This is a genomic window from Lysobacter oculi, assembly GCF_003293695.1.
GTDB classification, from domain to species: domain Bacteria; phylum Pseudomonadota; class Gammaproteobacteria; order Xanthomonadales; family Xanthomonadaceae; genus Solilutibacter; species Solilutibacter oculi.
Map to the genome: position 1 here is coordinate 942,611 of NZ_CP029556.1, position 22,181 is coordinate 964,791.

Genomic DNA, 22,181 nt, shown 5'->3' on the forward strand with positions numbered 1-22,181 from the left:
CGCTCAACCGCGCCCGTAGACGTCCTCGAAGCGGACGATGTCGTCCTCGCCCAGATAGCTGCCGGACTGCACTTCGATCAACTCGAGCGGCACCACGCCCGGATTCTCCAGTCGGTGCTTCACGCCCAGCGGAATGTAGGTGCTCTGGTTCTCGGACAGGATGATCGTCTCGTCGCCACGGGTGACGCGGCCTGTGCCGCTCACGACGATCCAGTGCTCGGCACGGTGATGGTGCATCTGCAGGCTGAGCTGCGCGCCCGGCTTGACCGTGATGCGCTTGACCTGGAAACGCTCGCCCATGTCGATGGAATCGTAATTGCCCCAGGGGCGATACACCTTGCGGTGCCAGGTGACCTCGTCACGCTCGCGCTTCTTCAGTGTGGCCACGATGTCCTTGACGTGCTGCACCTTGTCCTTGTGCGCCACCAGCACGGCATCGGCGGTGTCGACCACCACCACGTCCTCCAGGCCCAGCAGCGCCAGCAGCCGGCCATCGCCCCAGGCCAGCGTGTTGCGGCAATCCTGCGCCAGCACATCGCCGTGGTGCGCGTTGCCTTCGCCGTCCTGTTCCGCCACCTCCCAGAGGGCGGACCAGCTGCCGACATCGTTCCAGCCCACGTTGATGGGGAGGATGGCGGCCGCGGCAGTCTTCTCCATCACCGCGTAATCGATGGAATCCGAGGGCGAGGCCGCGAAGGCCCTCTTGTCGAGCCGCACGAAGTCCTCGTCGCGGCGGGCATTGGCCAGCGCATCGCGGCAGGCGGCGAGCATCGCCGGTTGATGCACTTCCAGCTCGCCCAGGAACGCCGAGGCGCGGAACAGGAACATGCCGCTGTTCCAGAAATAGTCGCCGGATTCGACATAGCTGCGCGCAGTCGCCGCGTCGGGCTTCTCCACGAACTGCAGCACCCGGCGCACGCCCTCGCCCGTCTCGGCACGCACGTAGCCGTAGCCGGTTTCCGGCCCGGTGGGCACGATGCCGAACGTCACCAGCGCGCCCCTCTCGGCGGCCGCCGCGGCGGCTGAGACCGCGGCGCGGAACGCCCCGGCATCCACGATCACATGGTCGGAAGGCAGCACCAGCAGCAGAGGGTCGCCTCCGCTGCGCATCGCCTCCATCGCCGCCACGGCAATGGCGGGCGCGGTGTTCCGCGCGGCCGGCTCGAGCAACACGGTGGCATCGCGGCAACCGGCCTCCCGCAACTGCTCGGCCACCATGAAGCGGTGCTCCTCGTTGGCCACCACGATGGGGGCCGCGGATGCCAGCTGTGCGATGCGCGCCCACGTGTCCTGCAGCATCGACCGCTCGCCCAAGAGGCCCAGGAATTGCTTGGGAAAGGCTTCGCGCGAGAGCGGCCACAGCCGCGTGCCCGAACCGCCCGACAGGATCACCGGAATCATGCGTTCAACCACTCCATCTACAAGGCGCACAGGTTAACCCCGGAACGGCGCAGGGATGCCCAAAGGGTCAAGCGTGTCAACGGTTGGACGGTCACGCAGCCGCAACCAGACAGGCTGATGTTGGCGGAGAGAGTGGGATTCGAACCCACGGAAGGTTTGACCCTTCGCCGGTTTTCAAGACCGGTGCCTTAAACCGCTCGGCCATCTCTCCATGCAGGCGACGAAGCGCGCCTATTCTGCCATGGGCGGCAATCCGGCTTCGTTGATGTGCATGGAGCGCATCACCTTGGGCACGGTATCGGCGAGGTGGTCGATGAACACGCGCACGGCCGGGAGCATGCCCCGGCGCGAGGCGAACACCGCGTGCACCATGCCCTGCGGCAGGTGCCATTCCGGCAGCACCACGCGCAGGTCGCCGTTGCGGACGTCTTCGGCGGAGACGATCTCCGGCAGCATGGTGATGCCCATGTCGCTCATCGCTAGGCGGCGCAGCATCGGGAAATCGAAGGCGACGACCCGCGGCTTCAGCTCCACGACCTGTACGTCCCCGTCGGGCCCATGCAGTTCCCAACGCTGCCGCGATTCGTCCTCGTTGACCATCAATACGGTGTGCGCCTTGAGGTCTTCCGGTTCGCGCGGCGTGCCGTGGCGCTCCAGGTAGCCCGGGCTGGCCAGCAGCAGTTCGCGCGACTCACCGAAGCCGCGCAGCACCAGATTGGTGTCTTCGTCCAGCCGCGCACGCACGCGCAGCGCGACATCGAAACCCTCGTTGATGAGGTCGATGCGGCGGTTGCTCACATGCACCTGCACGCGTACTTCCGGATAGCGTTCCAGGAATTCCGGCAGCACGCGCGGCAGCACTTCCTGCGCCAGCGTGACCGGCACGCTCACCCGCACCAGCCCGCGCGGCACGGCGGACAGCCGCTCGACCACGTCACGCGCGGCCTGCGCCGAGGTCAGCATCGCCTGCGCATGCCGGTACACGCTCTGACCGACGTCGGTCACCGCGAAGCGGCGCGTCGAGCGCTGCAGCAGCCGGACGCCCAGATCGGCCTCCAGCTGCGAGATACGCCGCGACAGCCGCGACTTCGGAATACCCAACGCGCGTTCCGCCGCGGCGTAACCGCCGTGGTCGACAACTGCCGCGAAGTAATAGAGATCGTTGAGATCGTGCATCGCCCCCCCTGTAGAGCTTCAGTCGATCCGGTCGGCACCACCCATGTAACTGCGCAAGGCCTGCGGCACGGTGATGCTGCCGTCGGCGTCCTGGTAATTCTCCATCACCGCGATGAGCGCGCGGCCCACCGCCACGCCGGAGCCGTTGAGCGTATGGACCAGCTCGGGCTTGCCGGTGGACGGGTTGCGCCAGCGCGACTGCATGCGCCGGGCCTGGAAGTCGCCGCAGTTGGAGCACGACGAGATCTCGCGGTACGCCTGCTGTGAAGGCAGCCAGACTTCCAGGTCATAGGTCTTGCGGGCCGAAAAGCCCATGTCGCCGGTGCACAGCAGCATGCGGCGGTACGGCAGCCCGAGCTTTTCCAGCACCACTTCGGCGCAGCGGGTCATGCGTTCGTGCTCGGCATCGGATTCCTCCGGCCGCGCGATGCTGACCAGCTCCACCTTCTCGAACTGGTGCTGGCGGATCATGCCGCGGGTGTCGCGGCCGTGGCTGCCGGCCTCGGCGCGGAAACACATCGAATGCGCGGTCATCCGCAGCGGCAGCGCTTCGGCATCGAGGATGTCATCGCGCACCGTGTTGGTCAGCGGCACTTCGGACGTGGGGATGAGATAGCGCTTCGACGCCGCCTCGCCCTCGCCCACCACGGTGGAGAACAGGTCGTCCTCGAACTTCGGCAGCTGGCCGGTGCCGCGCATCGAGTCGGCATTGACCAGCAGCGGCACGTTGGTTTCCTGGTAGCCGTGTTCGCCGGTGTGCAGGTCGAGCATGAACTGCGCGAGGGCACGATGCAGACGCGCCAGCTGGCCGCGCAGCACGGTGAACCGGGCGCCGGAGAGCTTGGCCGCGGTCTCGCCATCCAGCCAGCCGTTGTGCTCGCCGAGCGCGACGTGATCCTTCACCTCGAAATCGAAGTCGCGCGGCGTGCCCCAGCGCGCGGTCTCGACGTTGCCGGATTCGTCACTTCCCTGCGGCACCGAGTCATCCGGGATGTTGGGCAGCCCCAGCGCGATGCCGTCGATCTCGGCCTTGATCGCATCCAGGCGCGCCTCGCTGGCCTTCAGCTCCTCGCCGAAACCGGCGACCTCGGCGAGCAACGGGGCGACATCCTCCCCCTTGGCCTTGGCCATGCCGATCGCCTTGCTGCGCGTGTTGCGCAGGTTCTGCAGCTCCTGGGTGCGGACCTGCAAGGCCTTGCGCTCGGACTCCAGCGCGCCGAGCGCGTCGATGTCGAGCACGAACCCGCGCCGGGCCAGGCCGTCGCGGGCGGATTCGGGGGCATTGCGGAGGAGTTGCGGGTCCAGCATGGAGGCGGCATGGGCGACGTGAACAGGCGCTCATTATGGCGTGTTTAGCGGAATGCTCACGGTTCCGGTGCAACAATCCGGACAGGTTTTCCCCCGATATGCCATGAACAGCACCGTGACGCCCCCGCCCGCCCCCGCCCGCACCTCGCCCTCGAAACGCCGGATGGGCCTGATCGTGGTCGCCGCGATCGCCATCGGGCTGCTGCTTTTCTTCCTGCTGATGCTCGGGCAGGACCACAACAAGCCCTTCTTCAGCGCCGGCACCGGCGGCGGCACGCAGCAGGGCGAGGACGGCCAGGTCCAGGTCTTCCAGCCGCTCCCGGCCCCGCTGCCCGCGGGCGAACTCGGCGATGGCAGCCGCCTGCCGGAAGCCCCGGTCGATGCCGCGCCGCGCGAACAACCGCGCATCATCGAGCCCCCGCGCCCGGTGGCACCCGCACCCGTCGCCGCCCGCCCGACGCCGTCCGCGCCGGTGGCGAATACTTCCACCGCGAGCAGTTCGCCGGTGCCGACCAGCCGCCCCGCCCCGCAGTACCCGCGCGCCGCCCTGCGTGCCGGCATCGAGGGCACGGTGCGGGTGCAGGTGGATGTGGGCCCGGACGGTGTGCCGACGTCGGTCAGCCTGGACCAGGGCAGCGGCCACCGCGAGCTTGACCGCGCCGCGCTGGATGCGGTCAAACGCTGGCGCTTCCGCCCGGCGATGGCCAATGGCCAGCCGACCGTCGGCCGCCTGACCGTGCCGATCCAGTTCACCACCGGCGACTGACGATGCGCCGCGTCCCGCCCGACGAATCCCTGCCGCGCAAGACCGCCATGCCCGGCGTGTGGCTGGCGTTGATCGTGGTGGCGCTGGCGGTGCTGGCGGTCGCCTGGAACCTGCTGCAATAGCTCAGCCGGCGCTTTCCAGCGCAAGGCCAACACCGCACATCTGCGCTTCGAACCCCGGATAGGACGTCGCCACGTTGTCGGTGTCGCCGATCCTCACCGCGCCTTCCGCCCGTTGCGCCAAGACCGCGAACGCCATCGCGATGCGGTGGTCGCCCAGGCTGTCCACGCGCCCGCCCTGTGGCTGTCCGCCGTGGATGTCGGCGCCGTCTTCGACCTCATCCACCCGGATGCCGAGCGCACGCAGGCCGTTGGCCATCGCCGCGATGCGGTCGGATTCCTTGACCCGCAGTTCGGCGGCCCCCCGGATCCGGGTGACGCCTTCCGCGCAGGCGGCGGCGGCAAACAGCACCGGGAACTCGTCGATCATGTCCGGCACGCAGACCATCGGCACGTCGATGCCGCGCAGCGGCGCATGGCGCACGGTGAGCGTGGCGATGTCGCCAACCGGGCCGCTGCGGATGTTCTGGATGTCGATGTCGGCGCCCATCCGTCGCAGCACATCGACCAGCCCGGTGCGGCGCGGGTCGATGCCGAGGTGGTCGATGGCCAGCGTTGACCCCGGCACCAGCGTCGCCGCGACGAGGGCGAAGGCGGCGGAAGAAAAATCGCCGGGCACCTGCACGTCGCAGGCGGTCAGCCGTTGCCCGCCGCGCAGCCGCGCGAAACCGGGGCGGTAGTCGATGTCGGCGCCGAACGCGCGCAGCATCCGCTCGGTGTAATCGCGGGTGGGATGCGGCTCGGTGACCTGCGTTTCGCCTTCGGCCTGCAGCCCGGCCAGCAAGACCGCCGACTTCACCTGCGCGCTGGCGACGGGACTGGCGTAATCGATGCCCCGCAAGCCCGCGACGGGCGCGATCCGCAACGGCGGCGTGCCGTCTTCTCCGGTGCCGATCGTCGCGCCCATCATCGCGAGCGGATCGGTGACCCGGCGCATCGGGCGGCGCGAGAGCGAATCGTCGCCGGTCAGCTCGCAGCCGAACGACTGCCCCGCCAGCAGGCCGGCTAAAAGCCGCATCGCGGTGCCGGAATTGCCGCAGTCCAGCGGCGCGGCCGGCGCACGCAGGCCATCGATGCCGACGCCCTGCACGATGCGCGTGCCGTCCGAAGGCGCTTCGATCAACACCCCCATCTGCCCGAAGATCCGCGCGGTCGCACGCGTGTCCTCGCCTTCCAGGAAGCCGTCGATGCGCGTCACGCCATCGGCGATCGCCGCCAGCATGACCGCCCGGTGCGAGACCGACTTGTCGCCGGGCACTTGCAGCGTGCCGGTGACCGGCCCGCCGCGCGAGGCGATCCACTCAGCCATGGCGCTGCTGGAAATCCCGCATGAAAGAAATCAGCGCATCGACCGCCGCATCGGGCAGCGCGTTGTAGAGCGAGGCGCGCATCCCGCCGACCACCTTGTGGCCCTTCAGGCCCATCAGGTCGCGTTCGCCGGCCTGGCGGAGGAATTCGGCATCCAACGCGACATCGTGCAGGAAGAACGGCACGTTCATCCGCGAGCGCACGGCGGGCTTGACTTCATTGCGATAGAAACCGCCGGAACCGTCGATGGCCGCGTACAGCCGCGCAGCGCGGGCGGCATTGCGGGCACCGAAGGCTTCGACGCCGCCTTCGTCCAGCATCCAGCGCAGGCACAGGCCGAGCAGGTACCAGTTGAAGGTGGGCGGCGTGTTGAGCATCGAGTCGCGGGCCGCGTGCGAGGCGTAATTGAAGATGTCGGCGCGGGGCTGGCCCGTGCGTGCCAACAGCTCGCGCCGCGCGATCAGCACGGTGATGCCCGACGGCCCCAGATTCTTCTGCGCGCCGGCGTAGATCACGTCGTAGTCGCGGATGTCGATGGGTTCCGAAGCGATGCTGGAACTGAAGTCGGCGACCACCGGCACATCGGCCCGGATGCGTTCGCGCAGCTCGACGCCGTGGATGGTCTCGTTGGCGGTGACGTGCAGGTAGGCGGCATCGGGCGACAGCTGCCAACCGGCACGCGGCGGCACGTCACGGAAGCCGCCGGCCTGCCCGCTGGCGACGATGCGGGCATCGACATACGGCTGCGCCTGCCGGATCGCGGTCTGGCCCCAGTGCCCGGTGACCAGATAATCGGCGGCCTGACCCGGCGCGGCGAAGTTGAGCGGGATCAGCGCCTGCTGCTGCGTCGCGCCGCCCTGCAGGAACAGCACGGCATAGTCATCGGGGATGGCGAGCAGCTGGCGCAGGTCGGCTTCGGCCTGCGCGGCGATGTCGATGAAGGGGGTGCTGCGATGGCTGATCTCGGCCACCGAGGCACCCATGCCGCGCCAGTCGAGCAGTTCGGCCTGGGCCTGGCGCAGGACGGGTTCCGGCAAGGTGGCCGGGCCGGCGCTGAAATTGAAGACGCGATGCGACATGGCGGCGTGCGACGAAAAAGGATGCCGCATCGCAACACACGCACTCCGGCGTGGCAAGCCTCAGCGCACGCCGAACCAGAGCAGCCCGGCCAGCATCAATGCGCTGGCAACGGCGGCGAGCAGCATCCACGGCACCCGCAGTTTGCGGCCTGGTCCGGCGGTGGTCGCAGACGTGTCGCCTGCACGGCTCTTCGGCGCGGCGGCGGGCACCGGCTCGTCGCCCGGCGATTCCACCAGATAGCGGCAGCCCGGCGCGAGCAGCAACTGGTCGCCCCCCTGCAGCACGGCATCGGTCACCGGCCAGCCGTTGAGGCGGCACTCCGTGGCCGCGGCCTCCAGGCTGAGCCGCAGCGTGCCGTCATCGAGCGGTTGCAACTCGCCCAGCCGCTCATGCACGCCTTCGACCCGCAGGCCCCATTCGCCCCCCAGCTGCAGCGGTCCGTTGAGCGCCACCGATTGCCCGTGCACGCTGCCGCCATGGCCGCGCAGCAGGAGCCGCGATGGCTCGCCGGCTTGCGGACGGGCGTTGATCGCAGTCGCACGCGGCGCCGGATCGGCCAGCTGCAGTTCGATGCCTTCGCAATGGATGGTGTCGCCGACATGCAGATGCGCCAGCCGCTGCAGCGGGCGGCCGTTGAGGTGCACGCCGCGCACGCCTTCGGCGACATGCAGCCAGAGGCCGCGCGCATCCACGCAGAACTCCACCAGCGAACTCGCGCCGCCCGGCGTGATCACCAGGCCGCGGTCGAAATCGGGGTCCCGGCACAGGCCGTTGATGCCCGGCCGCAGCGGCAGATCGGGGTGTTCATGCCCCGGAAATCGCAGGACCGGCTGGTGGGCGGGCAAGGTATTCACGTGGCGGGATTCTTGCACATCGCGATGGTGTTCACGGATTCACTGGCACAATTTGCGCCCCGACGAAGGCCACATCCCCATGTCCCACATCGACATCCATCATCCCAATCCGCTCGGCATGGACAGGGCGCGTGCAGCACTCGACCAGGTCGCGCAGAAACTCAGCGACCAGTTCGGTCTTGAATGCAGCTGGATCGGCGACACCCTCGCCTTCGAACGCAGCGGCGTGCACGGGCAGATCGCGCTGTTGCCCGACGAAGTCCACGTCACCGCCAAGCTCGGCTTCCTGCTGGCGGCGATGAAAGGGCCCATCGAATCCGAGATCCGGCGCGTGCTGGGCGAGAAGCTCGGCCCGGCCGCCTGAGCGCGCGGGCTTGGCAAAACGCGGCCGCCTGCCTATACTTTGCCGCCCTTCGGGGCAGTTAGCTCAGCGGTAGAGCATTGCCTTCACACGGCAAGGGTCACAGGTTCGATCCCTGTACTGCCCACCAGTTTTGCGACAAGCCGGCCACGCGCCGGCTTTTTCGTGCCCGCCGGTTTCGCCGACAATGGGGCCCGATGATTCCGGAGACCGCCATGCGCTATTACCACTACCCCCGCTGCTCCAAGTCGCGCCAGGCGCTGGAACTGCTGCAGGCACGCGGCATCGAGCCGGAACTGGTGGCCTATGTCGATGACGCGCCGGGCGTGGACACGCTGCGTGCGCTGCTCGGCAAGCTCGGCATCGGCCCGCGCGGCCTGATCCGCAGCGGCGAGCCGGTGTATGCGGAACTGGGGCTCGATGATGCTTCGCTCGGCGACGATGCGCTGATCGAAGCCATGTCGCAGCACCCCGTCCTCATCGAACGCCCGATCTTCGAGAACGGCGACCGCGCGGTGATCGGCCGCCCGCCGGAACGGGTGCTGGAGCTGCTCTGAGCCTCAGCGCGACTTGCTGAGCCGCAGCGCCGCCACGCGCGACGGCGGCGAGAAACTGTCGCTGCGCGCATCCGGCCAGTAATCGCGGAACACCGCATGGTCGGGCACCTCGCCTGACAGCAGCTCGCCCGGTTTCAGATGCGCGAACAGCGCCTGGTACGAACGGATTTCGATCGGCGACACCCGGCGCAGGATGTGTTCCGGACCCAGCTGCGTCGGGTGGGTCAGCCCTGCCGCGCACAGCAGGTCACGCAAGGCTTTCAGCGTGTTGTCGTGGAAAGCGTGCACGCGGCCGGCCTTGTCTTCGACATCCAACTGCTTCCAGCGCGTCGGGTCCTGGGTCGCGATGCCGGTCGGGCAATGGTCGTTGTGGCAGCTCTGCGCCTGGATGCAGCCCAGCGAGAACATGAAGCCGCGCGCCGCGTTGCACCAGTCCGCGCCCAGCGCCATGGTGCGGGCGATGTCGAAGGCGCTGACGATCTTGCCCGCCGCGCCGATGCGGATGCGGTCACGCAGGTCCAGTCCGATCAGCGTGTTGTGGACCAGCTGCAGGCCTTCGTGCATCGGCACGCCGACATGGTTGATGAACTCCGAAGGCGCCGCGCCGGTGCCACCTTCCGCGCCATCGACCACGATGAAATCCGGCAGCAGGCCGGTTTCCTGCATCGCCTTGGCAATGCCGAACCATTCCCACGGGTGGCCGATGGCCAGCTTGAAACCGGCCGGTTTGCCGCCGGACATCTCGCGCATCTTCGCGATGAACTGCAGCAGCTCGACCGGCGTGGAGAACACCGTATGCCGCGCCGGTGACACACAGTCCACGCCCATCGGCACGCCACGCGCCGCGCTGATCTCGCGCGTCACCTTGGCCGCCGGCAACATGCCGCCGTGGCCGGGCTTGGCGCCCTGCGACAGCTTCAACTCGACCATCTTGACCTGCGGGTCGCGGGCGTTGGCGGCGAAGCGCTCGGCATTGAAGCTGCCATCGTCGTTGCGGCAACCGAAATAGCCGGAGCCGATTTCCCAGATTAGGTCGCCGCCGTATTCGCGGTGGTATTCGGAGATGGAGCCTTCGCCGGTGTCATGCGCGAAGCCGCCGCGTTTCGCGCCCCAGTTGAGCGCACGGATCGCATTGGCTGACAGTGCGCCGAAGCTCATCGCCGAGATGTTGAAGGCACTGAGCGAATACGGCTGCGCGCAGCCGGCACCGATCTCGATGCGGTAGTCCGCGTCGTGATGCGCACTCGGCGCGATGGAATGGTTGATCCATTCGTAATGGTTGCCGTACACGTCCAACTCGCTGCCAAACGGCACCACGTCACTCACCGACTTCGCGCGCTGATAGACCAGCGTGCGCTGCTCGCGCGAGTACGGCACCTCCTCGGTGTCGCGTTCCACGAAGTACTGGCGCATCTCCGGGCCGATCGATTCCAGCCCGTAGCGGAAGTGCGCGAGGATCGGGTAATTGCGCCGCAGCGTGGTCTTCTTCTGCAGCAGGTCCCAGCTACCGAGCATCGACAAGCCACCGGCGATCACCAGCAGCCAGATCCAGTCACGGTGCCCGGTGACCACCAGCGCGAGTGCCAGCAGCATCAGCAACAGACTGGCGATGTAGGCGAAATAGCGCGACATGCTCAGAGCCTATCGTCCACCGCGTCGCGCGGCCAGACCGACTTGACGTCGTAGACCACGGCGCCGGGCTTGCCGAGCGCGCGGATCGAAGCCGCATCCATCGCACGGAACTGCGAATGCGCGACGGCCAGCACGATCGCGTCGTAGCGGCCGGCCTGCAGCGTATCGACCAGTTCCACGCCGTATTCCTCGTGCGCCAGCGCCGGGTCGGCCCACGGATCGTGCACATCGACCGCAACGCCCATGTCGTGCAGCCCGGCCACGACATCGAGCACCTTGCTGTTGCGCAGGTCCGGGCAGTCCTCCTTGAAGGTGAGCCCCAGCACCAGCACCCGCACCGACGCCGGTTCGATGTGCTTCGCCTCCAGCATCGCCGCCACGCGCTGCGCGACATGCGCACCGACGCGGTTGTTGATCTGGCGCGCGGTGTGGATGAGCTGCGGATGGATGCCGGCCGCGTCCGCACGCTCGATCAGGTAATACGGATCGACGCCGATGCAGTGGCCACCGACCAGCCCCGGGCGGAACGGCAGGAAATTCCATTTGGTGCCCGCCGCCTGCAGCACATCCTGGGTGTCGATGCCGAGCCGGTCGAACACCAGCGCCAGCTCGTTGACCAGCGCGATGTTGACGTCACGCTGGATGTTCTCGATGACCTTGGCCGCCTCCGCGACGCGGATGGAGGGCGCTCGATGCGTGCCGGCGCGGATGATGCGCGCATACAGCGCATCGACGAAATCCGCCGTCGCGTCATCCGAACCCGACGTCACCTTGATGATGTCCGGCAGGCGCCGCGCGTGATCACCGGGATTCACCCGCTCCGGGCTGTAGCCGCAGTGGAAATCCTCGTTGAAACGCAGGCCCGAGCCCTGTTCGAGGATCGGCACGCAGACTTCCTCGGTGGTGCCGGGATAGACGGTCGATTCGTAGATGACGATGTCGCCGCGCTTGAGCCGCATCGCCACGAACGCGCTGGCGTTGATCAGCGGCTTCAGGTCCGGGCGCTGTTCGTCGTCGATCGGCGTCGGCACGGTGACGATGTAGATGTTGCGGTCGTCCAGCGCACCGGCTTCGGCGCTGTAGCGCAGCTGCGGCTGGGCAAGATCGGCGTCGGCGACTTCGCGCGTGCGGTCGTGGCCGGCGGCGAGCTGCGCGACGCGTCCGCCATCGATGTCATAGCCCACGGTATCGAAGTGGCGACCGAATTCCACCGCCAGCGGCAAGCCCACGTAGCCCAGTCCGATGATGCCGATGCGGATGTCGGAGAGATCGTGCATGGAGTCCTTCAGCGGGCGTCGGCGGGTGGTGCCCGGAGTGGGGATCGAACCCACATACCCTTGCGGATGAGGGATTTTAAGTCCCTTGCGTCTACCAGTTTCGCCATCCGGGCAATCGCCGCATCATCGCATGCGGCTCCGCGGACGGTAAAAAAAGAAAGCGCCCGGAGGCGCTTTGAAAGATGGAGGCCGAGGTCGGAATCGAACCGGCGTACGCGGATTTGCAATCCGCTGCATAACCACTCTGCTACTCGGCCATCGCAAGCATTGTTCCACAACCCGCCGGGTGGTGAAACGAAAAACCCCGGCGAACCGGGGCTTTCAAGATCTGGAGCGGGAAAAGGGGCTCGAACCCTCGACCTCAACCTTGGCAAGGTTGCGCTCTACCAACTGAGCTATTCCCGCGTTGAGCCGTGCATTCTACTGGCCGTCGGCAGGCTGTCAACACCCTGCGTGGGCAACGTGACCGCCTTGCCCTCGTCCGCCCGCAGCACCGGCCAGGCGGCCCGCAGGTACTCGAATCCGGACCAGAGCGTGAGGATGGCCGCGACCGCCAGCAGCCAGTCGCCGATGAAGAACACTTCGCGCCCCATCCATAGCCACGGCTCGGGCTGCTTGGATGGCGAATACAGCAGGCAACCGATGGCCACCATCTGCACGATCGTCTTGATCTTGCCCAGCGCCTGCACCTTCACGCGGGCGCGCTGACCGAGTTCGGCCATCCACTCGCGCAGCGCGGACACTGCGATCTCGCGGCCCACGATCACCGCCGCCCAGCAGGCCATCCACGGCGTGTTGTGCGATTGCACGATGAGGAACAGCGCCGTCGAGACCATCAGCTTGTCGGCCACCGGGTCCAGGAACGCGCCGAACGCCGAATACTGGTGCCAGCGACGCGCGATCCAGCCATCCAGCCAGTCGGTGACCGAGGCCAGCGCGAACACCAGCATCGCCGTCACGCTGGTCCATTTGCCCGGCAGGTAGAACACCGCCACCAGCACCGGGATCATCAGGATCCGGGCCAGCGTGAGCATGGTGGGAATGGTCAGGGTCATTTTCACGATGCGGCATTCTCGCCCAAACCGTGCAAGGCCGCGTAGATGCGTTCCGCGAGGGCATGGTTGATGCCGTCCACCCGCGCGATTTCGTCCACGCCGGCGGACTTCAGGCCGGCCAGTCCTCCGAAATGCTTGAGCAGGCTGGCACGGCGACGCGGACCGATGCCCGGAATGTCTTCGACCCGGCTGGTGCTGCGCGCCTTCTGCCGCCGCCCGCGATGCCCGGTGATGGCGAAACGGTGGGCTTCGTCGCGCACCTGCTGGATCAGCTGCAGGCCGGGCGACTGCACGCCGGGATGGAGTTCACGGCCATCGGGCAGCACCAGCGTCTCGTGGCCGGCCTTGCGCTCGACGCCCTTGGCCACGCCGACCAGCTGGACGCCATCGATGCCGAGATCGGCCAGCACCTGCCTCGCGCGACCGAGCTGGCCGCCACCGCCATCGATCAGCAGCAGGTCGGGCAGCACGCCGCCCTCCTCCGCCGCGCGGCGGAAGCGTCGCTCCAGCGCCTGCTGCATGGCGGCGTAGTCGTCGCCCGGTTCGATGCCGGCGATGTTGTAGCGGCGGTACTGGCTGCGCACCGGGCCTTCGCCGTCGAACACCACGCAGGACGCGACGGTCGCCTCGCCCATGGTGTGGCTGATATCGAAACACTCGATGCGCGACGGCGGCGCGTCCAGCGACAGCATCTGTTGCAGATCGGCCAGTCGCGCGGCCTGCGCGGCGCGGCTCGACAGCTCGGTCGCCAGCGCGACCTGCGCATTGCGGCGCACCAGCTCGACGTAACCCGCGCGTTCGCCGCGCACGCTGTGCTTGATCTGCACGCGCCGGCCGGCGGCGCTGCTGAAGGCTTCTTCCAGCAGATCGGTGTCGGGGATGTCGCGGTCCAGCACGATCTCGCGCGGGGCCGGCTGCTCGGCGTAGTACTGCGACACGAAGGCGCCCAGCACTTCCTCGGCGCTGTCGGCGCCATTGAGCTTGGGGAAATAGCTGCGCGTGCCGAGGTTGCGGCCATCGCGGAAGGACAGCACGGTGACGCAGGCGCGACCGGCCTCCAGCGCGCAGGCCAGCACGTCGAGCTCGGCGGCATTGCCATCGACGAACTGCCGCGCCTGCACCGAGCGGATCGAGGTCAGCAGGTCGCGGATGCGTGCCGCGCGTTCGAACTGCAACGCGGCGCTGGCCGCCTCCATGTCGCTGGCGAGTTCGCGGGTCAGGTCTTCGCTGCGGCCTTCCAGGAACATGCCCGCGCGACGCACCGCGTCGCTGTATTCGGTTTCTTCCACCAGCCCCACGCAGGGCGCGCTGCAACGGCCGATCTGGTACTGCAGGCAGGGCCGCGAACGGTTGCGGAATACGCTGTCCTCGCAATTGCGCAGCTGGAACAGCTTGTGCATGACGTTGAGCGTCTCGCGCACGGCGCCCATGCTCGGGTACGGGCCGAAGTAACGCCCCGGCTGCGAACGCGCCCCGCGTTGCGCGGCGATCCGCGGAAACTGCTCGCGCGTGATCAGCACGTACGGGTAGCTCTTGTCGTCGCGCAGCATCACGTTGTAACGCGGCTTGAGCGTCTTGATCAGCTGGTTTTCCAGCAGCAGCGCCTCGCCCGGCGTGCGGGTGACGGTGATTTCCATCCGTGCGATCTGCGCGACCATCGTCGCGGTGCGATGCGTCAGTGCCTTGCTGAAATAGCTGGCGACGCGCTTCTTCAGCGAGGCCGCCTTGCCGACGTAGAGCAGGCCGTCGTCGGCACCGTACATGCGATAGACGCCGGGCGCCGCGGTCAGGCCACGTGCGTAGGCCTTGCCGTCGAAAGCGTCGTCGGGGGCTTGTTTTGCGGGCACGCCGGGATTATGCCGCGCCCTCGCGCAGCAGTCGTCGCATCACGCCTTCGCCGCCTTCGACCACGCGCCGCCACACGGCTTCGAAGCCAGCCTCATCGCCGTAGTACGGATCGGCGAGGTCGAGCGCACCGTCCACGTCGGCCCACGCGAGATAACGATCGGATGTCGCATCCCCATGCCCGCCCGCGAGCGCACGGCCATCGCGCAGGGTGTCGGCATCGGCGAACAGCAGCAGGTCGAAACCGCTGAAATCCCCGCGGCGCAGTTGTCGCGCACGTTGCGTGGCGACGTCGATGCCGTGGCGCGCGGCGGTGGCGATGGCACGCGGATCCGGCGGATGGCCGACATGCCATGCGCCGATGGCCGCCGAATCGACCTGCACCTTGCCGGCGAGTCGCGGCTCACGCGCGATGGCATCAGCCAGCCAGCCTTCCATCATCGGCGAGCGGCAGATGTTGCCCATGCAGACCATCAGGATCTTCATGCGCCGGCCGCCAGGTGCGCCTCCGCGCGGGCCAGGTCTTCGGGGGTATCGACGCCGGGCGGGAAGCTGTCCGGCGTGACCGCGACAGCGATGCGGAAGCCCGCCTCCAGCACGCGCAGCTGTTCCAGCTTCTCCAGCTGTTCCAGCCTGCCCGGCGGCATCTGCGCGAACTGGCGCAGGAAGCCGGCGCGATACGCATAGATGCCGATGTGCCGCAGCCATTCGCCTTCGGGCATGGCGTCGCCGGCCTGCGCGAAGGCATCGCGGTCCCACGGGATCGGCGCGCGGCTGAAATACAGCGCGCGTTCGTGCGCGTCGGCAACGACCTTGACCGCGTTCGGGTCGAACAGGGTTTCGCGGTCGCCGATCGGCACGGCCAGCGTCGCCATCTCACAGCCGCTGCGTGCCAGCAATCCGGCCACCGCGCGGATGCCGCTGGCCGGCGCGAAGGGCTCGTCGCCCTGCAGGTTCACCACCAAGGTGTCGTCGCCCCAGCCGGCGAGCGCGGCGCATTCGGCCAGGCGGTCGGTGCCCGAGGCGTGGTCCGGCGAAGTCATCGCCACCTGCACGCCCTCGCCCTGCACCGCCTCGATGATGCGCGGGTCATCCGCCGCCACCCAGACTTCGCGCGCACCGGCGGCGAGCGCACGTTGCGCGACGTGCCAGACCAGCGGCCTGCCGCCGAGCAGGCGCAGGGGCTTGCCCGGCAGGCGCGAAGCCGCGTAACGGGCGGGAATGGCGACGACGAAATCAGGCATCGGGCGACTTCCTCAGCGGGGCCAGCTTGTCTTCGAGCGCCAGCCAGAACGCATCCGGCAGGCGCGCCTCGATCGCCACACACCAGCTGTCGGCGGGCGCGAAGGCGGCGCACTTCACCGCATCCTTCTCGGTCATGAAGATCGGCAACTCGCTGTTGAACTGCAGGTCTTCCGGCACGTAGGCGTGGTGGTCGGGAAACGGGTGCGGCACCACACCGAGTTTCTGCGCGCGCAGCAGGTCGAAGAAGCGCTCGGGGTGGCCGATGCCGGCAATCGCATGCACGCGCGATCCGCGGAAATCCGCGAACGGCCGCGCCCGCTTGCCCTTGAGCGGGAACGGGTGCCCGAAGGCCTGCCGCAGCGGCCATTCGCCGAGTGCATCCTCCGGCACTTCGGCGGTGACGCCGTGGTTGACCACGCGGAAGTCGGGCGAGGCGGCTTCGTCCGGGTTTTCGCGCAGCGGGCCCGCCGGCAGCAACCGGCCATTGCCGTAACGGCGCGCACCATCGATCACCTCGATGGCGATATCGCGATGCAGGCGCAGGTGCTGCAGGCCGTCATCGCAGACGATGACATCGCAACCGGCATCGGCCAACGCGCGTGCGGCAGCGACGCGGTCGGCATCGACACGCACCTTGGCGCCGGTACGCCGGGCGATCAGCACGGCTTCGTCGCCATGGGTGCGCGGATCGCTGGATTTCTCGACCCAGCGCGGCGTCTTCGCGTTCTCGCGGCCATAGCCACGGCTGGCGACGCCGGGGTTCCAGCCCGCCTGCTTGAGCTGGTTGACCAGCGCGATCACCAGCGGCGTCTTGCCGCTGCCGCCGGCGGTGAAATTGCCGACCACGATGACCGGCACGCCCACCCGCTGCGTACGCAACCAACCACGCCGGTAGAGTCCGCGCCGCAGCCGGATCATCGCGCCATAGACGCCTTCAAGAAGCCGCGCGTGCAGCGGGATCGCCGCCTCGCCCTGCCACCACGCCGGGGTGGCGTGCTTCGGCCCGCTCACGAGGCCTCGCGGAACTGCATGCGGTGCAGGTGCGCGTACAGGCCTTCGCGAGCGATCAGTTCGGCATGCGTGCCCTGCTCCACCAGCCGGCCCTGGTCGAGCACCAGCACCTGGTCGGCGTGTTCGATGGTGGACAGCCGGTGCGCGATGACCAGCGTGGTGCGGTCCGGCATCAACTGTTCCAGCGCGTCCTGCACCAGCCGCTCGGATTCGTTGTCGAGCGCGGCGGTGGCTTCATCGAGGATGAGGATCGGCGCGTCCTTCAACATCGCGCGGGCGATGGCGAGACGCTGGCGCTGGCCACCGGACAGACGGCCGCCACGTTCACCCACTTCGCTGTCAATGCCGTTCGGCAGGCGCTCGACGAATTCCATCGCGTTGGCATTGCGGATGGCGGTGTCGATGCGCGATGCGTCCGCGTCCTGCATCTCGCCGTAGGCGATGTTCTCGGCGATGCTGCCGTCGAACAGCATCACCTGCTGGCCGACCATGGCGATCTGCCGGCGCAGGTCGTCGAGGCGGTAGTCGTCGAGCGGTGCGCCGTCGAGCAGGATCTCGCCGGACTCCGGCGCGTAGAAGCGCGGAATCAGCTTGATCAGCGTGGACTTGCCGCTGCCCGAGCGCCCGACGATGGCGGTGACCGTGCCGGGTCGCGCGGTGAAACTGAGGTCGTGCAGCGCCGGGACATCCTGCCCCTCGTAACGGGCGCTGACATGGCGGAACTCCAGCAGGCCCTGCGCGCGATCGAGCGTGCGCGTGCCTGCATCGGGTTCGTCCGGGCCATCGAGGATGGCGAAGACGCGATCGGCGGAATTGATACCGCGGTTCAACATGCTCTGCACGTTGGTGAGCTGGCGCAGCGCCGGCACCAGGCTGACCATCGCCGTCATCACCGCCATGAAGCCACCGGCGGACAACCGGCCCGCCGCCGCCTCGCGCCCGGCCACAATCAGCATCGCCGCCATGCCGATGGCACCGAGCACCTGCACGAACATCGACAGCGAGCCGCGCGTGACCTCCACCTTCAACGCCAGCCGCACGTTGCGCGCGGTCTGCCCGCCATAGCGCTCCATTTCGGATGCCTGCGCGCCGTAGGCCTTCACTTCCTGCTGTGCGTGCAGGGCCTGGTCGGCGGTCTGCAGCATTTCGGCGGATGACTGCTGGATCTCGTGATTGAGGCGGCGGTAGCGGCGCCCGACCTTGCCCATCATCCAGGCCATCGCCGGCGCCAGCACCAGCAGCACCAGCGACACCTTCCAGCTGTTCCAGAACATCACGCCCAAGAGCGCGACGACCTGCAACGCGTTGCTGATCATCACCTTGAGCGAGTCCACCGAGGCCTGCGCCACCTGTTCGGTGTCGACGCCCAGCCGGGTCAGCATCGACGGTACCGGTTCGTGGTCGAAGCGGCTGCCGGGCATCCGCAGGTACTTGCCCATCAGCTGCAGGCGCAGGTCGCGGGCGACGTTGCGGCCGCTGCGCGCGACGGTGTAGTCGCTGACCAGGCCAAACAGGCCACGCGCCAGCAACAGCAGCACCATCATCACCGGCAGCCACCACGAGAACAGCTTGGCGACGAAGATGTCGTCGACGATGTACTTCAGCAGCTCGACGATGCCCGCGCTCGCCGCCGCCTCCAGCGCCATCGCCAGCGCGGCCAGCACCAGCAGGCCGCGATAAGGCTTCGCGTAGCCCTGCAGGCGTTTCCAGGTTCCGCGCGTGGCGGCGCCTTCGCTCATTTCGCCTTGGCCGCCGGCTTGCCGCGTTGTTCGGGCGCGGTCGCGTTGGAGATGTGGCGGAAACCAAGCTGGCCCAGCGCCTCATACGCGGTGATCACCGCCTGCCATTGCGTGCGGGCGTCGGCACGGACCAGCACGGTGCGCTCGCGGTCTTCGCCGGCCACTTCGGCGATGCTGCGCTTGAGCGATTCCACATCGGTGCGCAGCACCTCGCGGTCACCGACGAAATAGCGGCCATCGGCATTGATCAGCAACGACAGCGGCTGCGATTCGGTCTTGGCCGGCTCGCCGTCGGCACGCGGCAGCTGCAGCTTCAACACGGCGCGGCTGTCGAAGGTGGTGGTGACGACGAAGAAGATGATCAGGCACAGGATGACGTCGATCATCGGGACCAGGTTGATCTCCGGTTCGTCGTCGGCGCGGTGGTCGCGGATGCGCATGTCAGCGGGGCTCGCGCGCTTCCAGCACGTCCAGCAGCTGCATCGCCTCGTGTTCCATGTCGATGATGTTGCTGGCGATGCGGCCCCGGAAGTAACGGTGGAACATCAGCGCCGGCACCGCCACGATCATGCCGGCCGCGGTGCAGACCAGCGCCTTGCCGATGCCGCCGGCCAGCTGGTTCACATCGCCCACGCCGTGGTCGAGGATGCCGAGGAACATCTGGATCATGCCGACCACGGTGCCGAACAAGCCCAGCAGCGGGCCGGCCGCGGCAATGGTGCCGAGCGTGTTGAGGTATTTCTCCATGCGATGCACGAGATGGCGGCCGGTGTCCTCGACGCGCTCGCGGATCGCCTCGCGGCTCTTGTGGCGGACGTCGAGCGCGGCGGCCAGCAGCGCGCCCAGCGGCGAAGTGCCGCGCAGCGCATCGATATGCGACTGCTCCAAGTTGCCGCGACGCGCCCAGGTGCGGACTTCCTCGCCCAGGCCCGGCGGCATGACGGCCGCGCGACGGAGGCTCCAGAATCGCTCGACGATGATCGCCAACGCAACAAAAGAGAGCAGCAGCAGCGGAATCATCGGCCAGCCACCGGCCTTCACCAGTTCGATCATCGGGGTCCTTGCGGGGGCACATCGGGAACGGGCCGATAGGATAGCCCAGCCCCGCCGCCACGCCGGGCGACCGCGTCCCAGAACCGTGGCGCGACGCGCCGTTCCGTGGCCCAGCGCAGGCCGCCACCACCGATATGCACGGTCAACGCGCCGGTGTCGGCACTGTTTTCGACCGCCGTGCCCGCGTCCTGCCAGCGTGTGAGCACCGCGGGGCGCGGGTGCCTGAAGCGGTTGGCATAGCCCGCCGAGACCAGCGCCAGCCGAGCATGGCTCGCCGCGACGAAGGCCTCGGCCGATGAACCGCCGCTGCCGTGGTGCGGCATGCCGACCACGTCGGCGCGCAGGTCGCTCGCCGCCATGCGCAGCAGGCGCGATTCGATGAGGTCGTCGATGTCACCGGTCAGCAGCACGGTGCCGTGCGGACTTTCGATCCGCAGCACGCAGGTGGACTGGTTGCGCAGGTAGGGAAAGCCGGGGGTGGGATGGAGGAAGCGGAAGCTCACGCCATCCCAGCTCCACGCATCGCCGGCGATGCAGGGCGCGGTGTCGTCCAGCGGCGCATCGGGGGGCGCCAGCGTGTGGCTGACCGGCAGCGCCGTGGCGATGGCCTCGCGGCCGCCGGCGTGGTCGGCATCGGCATGGCTCAGGATCATCGTGTCGATGCGCCCGACGCCGAGCGCACGGAGCGTCGGCAGCACCGCGCGTTCGCCGGCATCGAAGCCATCGGGCATGGCCGGGCCGGCGTCGTAAAGCAGGGTGTGATGCCGCGTCCGCACCAGCATCGCCAGACCCTGTCCCACATCGACCTGCACCATCTCGACTTCGCCGCGCTCCGGCAATTCGAGCGCCGGCCACAGCAGCGGCAGCAGCAGCGGCGCGGCCAGCCATCGCCCGGGCAGTCCACGCGGCAACATCAACATGAAGGCCGCGAACAGGGCCAACGGCAAGGCCCAGACCGGCGATTGCGGAATCCAGATCAACGCCAGCGGCGAGTCCGCCAGCCATGCGAACAAGGGCCAACTCAGGTCGAAGGCGCGTGCGGCCAGCGTCCACACCGGCGTGCCCCAACCGGCGTGCAGCATCTCCAGCGCCGTGCCGAGCAGCGACAGCGGCACCACCACCCCGCTCCACCACGGCACCGCGACCAGATTGGCGAGCGGCCCGACCATCGACGCCTGCGCGAAGAAGGCGACTGCCAGCGGCAGCAAGCCGAGGCTGGCCACGCCCTGCGCGGCGACGAACTGCCGCACATGGCCGGCGCGCATGCCCTGCAGGCACCAGGCCAGCCACGCCACACCGCCGAAACTCAGCCAGAAACCGGGGCGCATCACCGACAGCGGATCCATTGCCAACACCGCGGTCAGGGCGATGGCGAGCGACTGGGCGACGCCGGTATGCCGTCGCGCCATCGCGCCGCCGGCGACGAAGGCGATCATCAATACCGTGCGCAGCGTGGGCAGCGAGGCGCCGGTCGCCAGCAGGTAGGCGAAGGCGCCGAACGTGGCCGCGCCGGCCATCGCCACCTTGCGCGGGCAATGGCGGGCGATGCCGGGAGCCAGCCAGTAAAGCGCCCACGCCAGCGCGGCGAGTGCCAGACCGACCAGCCCGACATGGAAGCCGGAGATGGCGATGAGATGGGTCAGCCCCGACGCGCGCAGGGTTTCCCAGTCCTGCTGCGACAGGCCACGGGTATCGCCGAGCGCCAGCGCGGCGATGAAGCGCGATGAAGGCCGCGCATCGTCAGCGGTGATGCGCGTGGACATCGCCTCGCGCCAGGCGGCGATGCCACGGGGCGGCGCAAGGCGGCGGGCGGTGTCGACATCACGCACATGGCCGGTGGCGGCGATGCCGTCGAGCAGCATCTGTTTCTCGCCATCGAAGGCGCCGGGATTGCGCAGGCCGCGCGGCGCATGCAGCTTGACCCGCATCCGCCAGCGCTCACCGGCATGCAGCGCATGGCGCGGGCCGGGCGTGGCTTGGCCGCGATAGGCGTCGTACCAGGACAGCCGCAGCAACCGGCCGCGCAGCGCGCCGGGCTGGTCCGGCGTGTCATCGACCCGCAGATCGAACCGCGTACGGCGTGTCTCGTGCAGCGGCAGTTCGGCGATGCGGCCGCTGACCGTCGCTTCCCGCAGCTCCATCGCCAACGGCAGCTGCGCCTGCATGCGCCAGGCCCCCTGCGCCATCAGCAGGCCGGCGCCAAGCAGGCACGCACCCGCCAATCGCAGCGCGAACCGGCCATGCAGCCATGCGGCCAGTCCTGTCACGCATATCAACGCGATCCAGCCCCACGCCGGCAACTGCGGCAGCCGCGTCGCCAGCAACATGCCGGCGAGCAAGGCGACCGCGGTGGGTGGGGCGAACAGCGGCGTCCTTGCCGCGTCGTGCATTCAG

Annotated in this window: 20 protein-coding genes and 5 tRNA genes; 4 read left to right on the forward strand and 21 right to left on the reverse strand. The window is 68.5% G+C overall.

The features are described from left to right. Positions 1-3: 3 nt before the first annotated feature. The 4 genes from DCD74_RS04500 to serS all read right to left on the reverse strand — a co-directional run bounded on the left by DCD74_RS04500 (position 4) and on the right by serS (position 3,885). The gene (locus DCD74_RS04500; RefSeq protein ID WP_112926269.1) at positions 4-1,401 is read right to left on the reverse strand and encodes a mannose-1-phosphate guanylyltransferase/mannose-6-phosphate isomerase; all 1,398 of its coding nucleotides are present in this window, start codon (positions 1,399-1,401) and stop codon (positions 4-6) included. A 121-nt stretch (positions 1,402-1,522) separates the two neighbouring features. Continuing rightward, positions 1,523-1,612, reverse strand: a tRNA-Ser gene (locus tag DCD74_RS04505). A gap of 20 nt (positions 1,613-1,632) precedes the next feature. Beyond that, complete coding sequence (locus tag DCD74_RS04510) at positions 1,633-2,577, reverse strand: LysR substrate-binding domain-containing protein (RefSeq protein ID WP_112926270.1); 945 nt, start codon at positions 2,575-2,577, stop codon at positions 1,633-1,635. An 18-nt stretch (positions 2,578-2,595) separates the two neighbouring features. Further along, entirely contained in the window at positions 2,596-3,885 is a 1,290-nt protein-coding gene (gene serS / locus DCD74_RS04515; protein WP_112926271.1) for a serine--tRNA ligase, read from the reverse strand. A 103-nt stretch (positions 3,886-3,988) separates the two neighbouring features. Between serS and DCD74_RS04520 the strand changes: the two genes are divergently transcribed. Next, a complete protein-coding gene (locus DCD74_RS04520) occupies positions 3,989-4,651 on the forward strand; it encodes an energy transducer TonB (RefSeq protein ID WP_162615898.1) in 663 nt (220 codons plus the stop codon). Positions 4,652-4,774: 123 nt separating this feature from the next. Here DCD74_RS04520 and aroA read toward each other — a convergent pair whose 3' ends face one another. From aroA to DCD74_RS04535, 3 genes are read right to left on the reverse strand one after another with little or no spacing between them, the layout of a single operon-like run. Then, the gene (gene aroA, locus DCD74_RS04525) at positions 4,775-6,079 is read right to left on the reverse strand and encodes a 3-phosphoshikimate 1-carboxyvinyltransferase (protein WP_112926273.1); all 1,305 of its coding nucleotides are present in this window, start codon (positions 6,077-6,079) and stop codon (positions 4,775-4,777) included. Further along, entirely contained in the window at positions 6,072-7,157 is a 1,086-nt protein-coding gene (serC, locus tag DCD74_RS04530) for a 3-phosphoserine/phosphohydroxythreonine transaminase (protein WP_112926274.1), read from the reverse strand. Before serC ends, aroA begins: the two co-directional genes overlap by 8 nt. 60 nt (positions 7,158-7,217) lie before the next feature. Beyond that, positions 7,218-8,012, reverse strand: a complete 795-nt coding sequence (locus tag DCD74_RS04535) for an FHA domain-containing protein (RefSeq protein WP_162615899.1) — start codon at positions 8,010-8,012, stop codon at positions 7,218-7,220. Between the two features lie 79 nt (positions 8,013-8,091). Between DCD74_RS04535 and DCD74_RS04540 the strand changes: the two genes are divergently transcribed. From DCD74_RS04540 to arsC, 3 genes are all read left to right on the forward strand, one after another. Beyond that, entirely contained in the window at positions 8,092-8,376 is a 285-nt protein-coding gene (locus tag DCD74_RS04540; RefSeq protein WP_112926276.1) for a polyhydroxyalkanoic acid system family protein, read from the forward strand. A 52-nt stretch (positions 8,377-8,428) separates the two neighbouring features. Continuing rightward, a tRNA-Val gene (locus DCD74_RS04545) sits at positions 8,429-8,503 on the forward strand. An 85-nt stretch (positions 8,504-8,588) separates the two neighbouring features. Next, the gene (gene arsC, locus DCD74_RS04550) at positions 8,589-8,930 is read left to right on the forward strand and encodes an arsenate reductase (glutaredoxin) (RefSeq protein WP_112927658.1); all 342 of its coding nucleotides are present in this window, start codon (positions 8,589-8,591) and stop codon (positions 8,928-8,930) included. A 3-nt stretch (positions 8,931-8,933) separates the two neighbouring features. On the opposite strand, the gene DCD74_RS04555 is transcribed toward arsC, so the two are convergent. The 14 genes from DCD74_RS04555 to DCD74_RS04620 all read right to left on the reverse strand — a co-directional run bounded on the left by DCD74_RS04555 (position 8,934) and on the right by DCD74_RS04620 (position 22,177). Continuing rightward, positions 8,934-10,562, reverse strand: coding sequence for an FMN-binding glutamate synthase family protein (locus DCD74_RS04555; RefSeq protein ID WP_112926277.1), 1,629 nt, complete (start codon positions 10,560-10,562; stop codon positions 8,934-8,936). A 2-nt stretch (positions 10,563-10,564) separates the two neighbouring features. Continuing rightward, the gene (locus DCD74_RS04560; RefSeq protein ID WP_112927659.1) at positions 10,565-11,839 is read right to left on the reverse strand and encodes a nucleotide sugar dehydrogenase; all 1,275 of its coding nucleotides are present in this window, start codon (positions 11,837-11,839) and stop codon (positions 10,565-10,567) included. Between the two features lie 26 nt (positions 11,840-11,865). Continuing rightward, positions 11,866-11,952: transfer RNA gene (locus DCD74_RS04565), tRNA-Leu, on the reverse strand. 70 nt (positions 11,953-12,022) lie between these two features. Next, positions 12,023-12,096: transfer RNA gene (locus DCD74_RS04570), tRNA-Cys, on the reverse strand. Positions 12,097-12,168: 72 nt separating this feature from the next. Then, positions 12,169-12,244: transfer RNA gene (locus DCD74_RS04575), tRNA-Gly, on the reverse strand. After that, positions 12,235-12,894, reverse strand: coding sequence for a CDP-diacylglycerol--glycerol-3-phosphate 3-phosphatidyltransferase (gene pgsA, locus DCD74_RS04580; protein ID WP_112926278.1), 660 nt, complete (start codon positions 12,892-12,894; stop codon positions 12,235-12,237). Before pgsA ends, DCD74_RS04575 begins: the two co-directional genes overlap by 10 nt. 2 nt (positions 12,895-12,896) lie before the next feature. Beyond that, a complete protein-coding gene (gene uvrC, locus DCD74_RS04585) occupies positions 12,897-14,741 on the reverse strand; it encodes an excinuclease ABC subunit UvrC (RefSeq protein ID WP_112926279.1) in 1,845 nt (614 codons plus the stop codon). A 7-nt stretch (positions 14,742-14,748) separates the two neighbouring features. Continuing rightward, complete coding sequence (locus DCD74_RS04590; RefSeq protein WP_112926280.1) at positions 14,749-15,225, reverse strand: low molecular weight protein-tyrosine-phosphatase; 477 nt, start codon at positions 15,223-15,225, stop codon at positions 14,749-14,751. Beyond that, positions 15,222-15,983 (reverse strand): 3-deoxy-manno-octulosonate cytidylyltransferase, encoded by a 762-nt coding sequence (gene kdsB / locus DCD74_RS04595; RefSeq protein ID WP_112926281.1) that lies wholly within the window; start codon positions 15,981-15,983, stop codon positions 15,222-15,224. Before kdsB ends, DCD74_RS04590 begins: the two co-directional genes overlap by 4 nt. Next, positions 15,976-16,995 (reverse strand): tetraacyldisaccharide 4'-kinase, encoded by a 1,020-nt coding sequence (gene lpxK / locus DCD74_RS04600; protein WP_112926282.1) that lies wholly within the window; start codon positions 16,993-16,995, stop codon positions 15,976-15,978. Before lpxK ends, kdsB begins: the two co-directional genes overlap by 8 nt. After that, positions 16,992-18,734, reverse strand: a complete 1,743-nt coding sequence (msbA, locus tag DCD74_RS04605; protein ID WP_112926283.1) for a lipid A export permease/ATP-binding protein MsbA — start codon at positions 18,732-18,734, stop codon at positions 16,992-16,994. The genes lpxK and msbA overlap by 4 nt, the downstream gene beginning before the upstream one ends. Then, on the reverse strand, positions 18,731-19,174 hold the full coding sequence (locus DCD74_RS04610) for an ExbD/TolR family protein (protein WP_112926284.1): 444 nt from the start codon (positions 19,172-19,174) through the stop codon (positions 18,731-18,733). Before DCD74_RS04610 ends, msbA begins: the two co-directional genes overlap by 4 nt. Position 19,175: 1 nt before the next feature. Continuing rightward, a complete protein-coding gene (locus DCD74_RS04615) occupies positions 19,176-19,787 on the reverse strand; it encodes a MotA/TolQ/ExbB proton channel family protein (RefSeq protein ID WP_112926285.1) in 612 nt (203 codons plus the stop codon). Continuing rightward, positions 19,784-22,177: a DNA internalization-related competence protein ComEC/Rec2 gene (locus DCD74_RS04620; RefSeq protein ID WP_112926286.1), complete on the reverse strand. Its 2,394-nt coding sequence runs from the start codon at positions 22,175-22,177 to the stop codon at positions 19,784-19,786. The genes DCD74_RS04615 and DCD74_RS04620 overlap by 4 nt, the downstream gene beginning before the upstream one ends. Positions 22,178-22,181: the final 4 nt, after the last annotated feature.